This window comes from Alcanivorax sp., assembly GCF_014762765.1.
Lineage (GTDB): Bacteria > Pseudomonadota > Gammaproteobacteria > Pseudomonadales > Alcanivoracaceae > Alcanivorax.
In genome coordinates this window covers 1-5,117 of record NZ_JABURH010000118.1, presented here as the reverse complement: position 1 = coordinate 5,117, position 5,117 = coordinate 1, and the positions used below count along the sequence as shown (strand labels likewise).

The 5,117-nt window shown below is 58.1% G+C and carries 5 protein-coding genes; all 5 read left to right on the top strand.

What is annotated here, in order from left to right:
* Window positions 1-441, top strand: a 441-nt coding sequence (locus HUJ17_RS07735) for an FMN-binding protein (protein WP_290510152.1), incomplete at its 5' end; no start/stop codon positions are given.
* Between the two features lie 368 nt (window positions 442-809).
* Complete coding sequence (locus tag HUJ17_RS07730) at window positions 810-3,365, top strand: YdbH domain-containing protein (protein WP_290510154.1); 2,556 nt, start codon at window positions 810-812, stop codon at window positions 3,363-3,365.
* Window positions 3,362-3,550 carry a YnbE family lipoprotein gene (locus HUJ17_RS07725; protein ID WP_290510151.1) on the top strand — a complete coding sequence of 63 codons (189 nt, stop codon included), beginning with the start codon at window positions 3,362-3,364 and terminating at the stop codon, window positions 3,548-3,550. The genes HUJ17_RS07730 and HUJ17_RS07725 overlap by 4 nt, the downstream gene beginning before the upstream one ends.
* Before the next feature lie 12 nt (window positions 3,551-3,562).
* Window positions 3,563-3,886 (top strand): YdbL family protein, encoded by a 324-nt coding sequence (locus tag HUJ17_RS07720; RefSeq protein ID WP_290510150.1) that lies wholly within the window; start codon window positions 3,563-3,565, stop codon window positions 3,884-3,886.
* Window positions 3,887-4,188: 302 nt separating this feature from the next.
* On the top strand, window positions 4,189-5,117 hold a 929-nt coding region (locus HUJ17_RS07715), incomplete at its 3' end, for an OmpA family protein (RefSeq protein WP_290510149.1).

Here is a 5,117-nt window from a genome sequence, read left to right as displayed (position 1 = left end):
TTTCTGCAGCAGGTATTTGCCGACAAGGAACCGCAACCGGGCTTGCTACCCTTGCGTGGTGAACTGCGCAAGCGAGTGACAAAGGTGCTGGGGCATCCCTATCGAGGGATGCGGTTACGCTATTGGCATAGCGATGAAATCAGTGCCTGGATCATCGACGAAAAAAGCAAGGACATGCCCATGACCGTTGGTGTGGCCGTGGGGCCGGAGGGGATTGTGGATCTGGAAATCCTGGTCTATCGGGAACCTCGTGGTGGCGAAGTGCACCAGGCATTTTTCCGTCGCCAGTATCGCGGGATGACTCTCAGTGAAAACGATACCTTGTCGGGCCAGGTGGACGGCATCACCGGCGCCACTCTGTCGGTGGACGCCACCAGTCGGGTAGCTGCCATGGCGCTGGTACTGCATCAGGTGGTGATGGATAGATTGCCTTCCCGATAACCGGTGCTTCCCGCTGGTGGTTCTATGTTGGTTTGCGAGTCCAACAGCTGGCTTTGATTCGGTTTCTTTGTGGGAGATGATGCTTGCATCACGAAGGGTTTTGCCTGCAGCTACCGCCGTATTCGTCATGCAAGCATGACTTCCCACAAAAAACTTGACCGTTGTTTACAAAGCGAGATCCTTCGGCTGCTCTGCACCTCCTGGCTTTACGAGAAAGCGCCCAGAAGCCGGGCTATTAGCAATAACGGATAGTTGCCACAACCTCGCCAAGCCACCACTATCGAACCATTATCGCTGCGCTGGCTCTAACCGTTATGGTTCGATTTTTCCCGCCTGTTTTTCGAGGCCTTGGTTATGCATTGCTGCTGGTGCTGATTCTGGTACTGGTGGCGGCGGGCTGGCTTTATAGCCAGGGGCTACGTGTGGGGAAACCGAGCTGGGACAACGGCCTGAGCCTGGCCCATTGGCGTTGGCAGCCGGACGATTGCGCGCCCCTGGCCGGTGACGATCTGGTTCTGCGCGATCTGTTTCCTCTCACCGTCCACTCGCACACGGTCACTGTCGCTGCCTGTGATAGTGGTTCAGACGATGACGGTTTTGTGATGCCGGAATCCCTGCCCTGGACGCCCCCTTTTGCACTTTCCATCGATACGTTGCAGTTACCCGAGCTTGGTGGGGTGGTGCCGCCGCCGTTGCAGGTAAAGGCTCGACAGCAACAACAGCGCTGGTCCCTTCAGGTGGAGAGTCCACAAAGCGACCTGAAGGCGGAGTATGCCCGCGATGACGGGCATTGGTCGCTGCACGGCAAGGGCGCGTTGAATGAATGGCTCACGGACTGGCAGGGCAGATGGCAGTTTGAAGGCGAGGGTGTGTGGCAGGGACAACCTGCTGGCAGCCTTAGCGCAACCCTGCAGGACGTAGGCCTGCAGTCTCAGCCGCAAAAAGCCGAGCTGGCAATGAAGGCCCGTTTTACTGGTGCGCAGTGGCAAGCTGAGATGAGTCTGACCGAACCGTTGGAGCTCAATGGGCAGTGGCAACTGGCAATCCCGGCACCGTTATCGTTGCAAGGGCAGGGCATTGCCCTGTCGCAAGCCCGGGGACAGTTACAACTGCTAGGGCCGCCAGGGCAGGTGCATGTTTCTGCCAGCAGTGATGACGGCACCATAGAACAGGGTGCCGGGCGGGTCACGTTGACGGGGCCGGAGCTGGATGGGCAACTGGATTTTCAGTGGCAGGATCGAAGGCTGACCCTGTCGCCGGCAACCCTAGCGTTGCCGGAACAACTCTCCGCGCAATGGAAAGAGCCCCTGCAAGTGCCCATGGCATTGGACGGCGCCACGGATCTACCGTTGCTGGTTGGCTATGAGGATCTGCGCCTGGAGGCCAGCCCCAGCCGACTCCAGTGGCAGGGCAAACACTGGCAGTGGCAGGGAGCGCTGGCGTTGCAGGGCCGATGGCAAGGGTTCCGGCTGGATGGGCACTGGCAAGGCCAGGCCGCCAGCGATGGCTTGCAGGGAAAACCGATTACCCTCAATGCTCGTAACGACGACGACCGTCTCGCCTTCCGCTTGCCGCTGGAATCTCTGCACCGGGCACCTTACGGCGGCAAGGCCACGGTGAAAGGTCAGTACGCGGGCTACCCGCTCGATGGCAGCGTGTCGTTCCGCCAGGCCGATCTCGGTTGGCAGGGAACCCTGTCGGCCACGTCATCCATTCCCGGCTATGACCGGGGCGGTGATGTTTCCCTGCAGGTGCCATGGCACCTGAAAGACAGTGCCGTGGTGCTGGCGGATGGCAGTCGATTGTCGGTCAGCGAAGGGCTGGTGGAACAGGTGCTGCTGCGCCCGCTCACCGTGACGGCAAGGGGGCCGGTAACGGTGAGCAGTGCCGGGGCCCATGGTCAGGTGCAACTGCGCGGTGGTGGCTTGCTGGCGGCCCGCTGGCGGTTGCCGGTGGTGGCAGGCAGTGCCCGGCTGGTCGGCAAAAAAGCCACGGCACGGCTGACTATTGCCGATTGGCAAAGCGAGCTGACGGCGGAAGCCTCTCTGGCAGGGGAAATACCCCGTGGTAGTTTTCAGATCGATAGCAGGCTGATCCCGGCCATGGGCCAGGGCCTGGACATGACGCCGCAGAAAGGCACTCTCACAGGGAGGGGGAGCTGGCAATGGCGTGACACTCTGTCTGCACAGGGCACAATTCGCCTGCTCGATACGGCAGTGGACTGGGGCAGCGTCACGGCCCGGGGGATTCAGGGAACTCTGGAAGGGCACTATCGTTATGGTGCGGTGTCTCTGAAGAGTGCAGGGCCGGTGACGGCGAACACCCTGGATATCGGTACCCCGATTACCGGCCTGTCACTGCAGATGGAGAGCGATCTCAGCCAATGGCAGTTCACTGATATCAGTGCGGATCTGTTGGGAGGCTCCCTGCGGGCACCGGCACTGGACTGGCCCTCACCCCGTCCCCAGCCGGTGGTGATTACCCGCATTGATCTGGAGCAGGTGGCCGCCTTGCAGAACCCGCCGGCGGTATTTCTGGATGGCCGTGTTGGCGGCTATGTGCCCCTGCAACTGGGCACGGACTTTATGGTGGTGGAAGGGGCCCGGCTGGCCAATGAGGAAACCTTGTCCCTGCGTATTCCTCCGTCATCCAGTGTGCAATCCATGGCCAGCGCCAATCAGGCGGTGAAACTGGCCCTGGAAAGCCTGAGCGTGCTGACCATTCCGGATTTCCAGGCGCGCATGAATATGGACCGGGAGGGTTGGCTGGAAGCCGCGGTGACCATCAAGGGTGTGAATCCGCAGAGAAATAATCTGCCGGTGGTGTTTAACTACACCCATCGGGAAAACATGCTGGTGCTGATGCGCAGCCTGCGTATTGGCGATGACATTACCGAGAAACTGCGCACGGAGAGAACCCAATGAAAAACCTCACGCCGGGTCTGTTGCTGGCAGCGGCAATGTTGCCCGCCTGCACACCGACGGTGGCACTCAAGGCACCGGAAGAGCCCATCACCATCAACCTGAACGTGAAGATCGATCATGAAATCCGCCTCAAGGTGGAAAAGGATATCGATCAGTTGTTCAGTGAAGACAGTGACCTGTTTTAAGGAGTAGGGACCATGAAAATTGTAAAGACCATGATTGCCACCCTGACCCTGCTGATGAGCATGGCGGCGTTTGCACTGGATTTGGATGCGGCGAAAAGCCAGGGCATGGTGGGTGAACAACCGGATGGTTATCTGGGGGTGGTCAAGGCGACCCCGGCGGCCGTGGAACTGGTGGCGGATATCAACGAGAAGCGCCGAGCTGCCTACGAACGCATTGCCAAAGAGAACGGCATTACCCTGGATCAGGTGGCACGCCTGGCCGGCCAGAAAGCCATCGATAAAACCGATGCCGGGGACTATGTAAGAACGCCGGACGGCCAGTGGGTAACCAAGTAGTGATGTGGTCTACGTAGGGTGGATTACGCCGGCGGCTAATGCACCCTGCGGAAGATGGCGGGCAGACTTCGTTGTCTGCGTTAATAGATAATAATATTTTTATAAAAATAAATTTCTATAATTGGAGCATTGGAGCTCTCGTTCCAACTGATAGTTATTACTGAATGTTATGTAAACTCTTGGTCTGAGAGTGGTTAAATTTCCGTAAATTTACGCCTCTGAGCACGGTTTCATGGCTGCTTGTTCTTCTTCCTGGTGGTTAAATCCCCGGCATTACTGGGCAACAGGAAAGGAACTCTGCCATGAAAACTATTTTGCGCGTTACTGCGGCTCTTCCGCTGTTTATTTCCCCTCTTGCCATGGCCGGAGAAAATGTTCCGGATCGCTATGGCTATATCGGTGGCCATGCCAGCTATTACACCTTTTACGACAACGATGTGATCGGTAACGGCACCGATGGCCTGGATGATGTGCCCTTTTATGGTGGTCAGCTTGGCTGGCGCTTCCATCCCAACTGGTCGGTGCAGGGCTGGTATGACGAGGTGGAAGGCGATGCTGAAAGCAAATACGATTCCGGCCGTCGTCTTGATATGACCAACTATTTTGTCAGCGGTCGTTACCACTTCAACGATACCGGCATTCTCGGTTTTGAACCCTATGCGGGTATCAATGTGGGTGAGCAGCTGATCGAAAGCCTGAACAACACCAACAGTGATGAAAACGATGAGCTGATGACGGGTGTTGAGCTGGGTGTTCAGCGCGCGTTCTTCAAGCATGTGATTCTGGATCTGGGTACCCGTCAGGCGTACAGCACTGATCGCGAGTACTGGGAAGGCCAGGTCTATGCGGGTATCAATCTGGCATTCGGTATCAGCAACGACAGCGATGACAGTGCTGAAGACGAGGTGGTGGAGTCCGCACCGGCGCAAGTGGTTACCGGCGATAGCGATGGTGATGGCGTCAACGACGACCGGGATCGTTGTCCGAACACCGCCTCCGGCGCGGTTGTGGATGCGGATGGCTGCCAGGTCTATGAAAGCTTGAAGCAACGCGAAACCTCGGTGATCTACTTCGGCTTCGACCGCGATACCATTCAGGGCCAGTTCACCGATGAAATCCGCGGTGTGGCTGAGCGGCTGAACGGTGGTGAGCAAGGCCATATCCGTGTGGAAGGCCATGCGGACAGCACCGGGCCGGCAGACTACAACCAGGGCCTGTCCGAGCGTCGTGC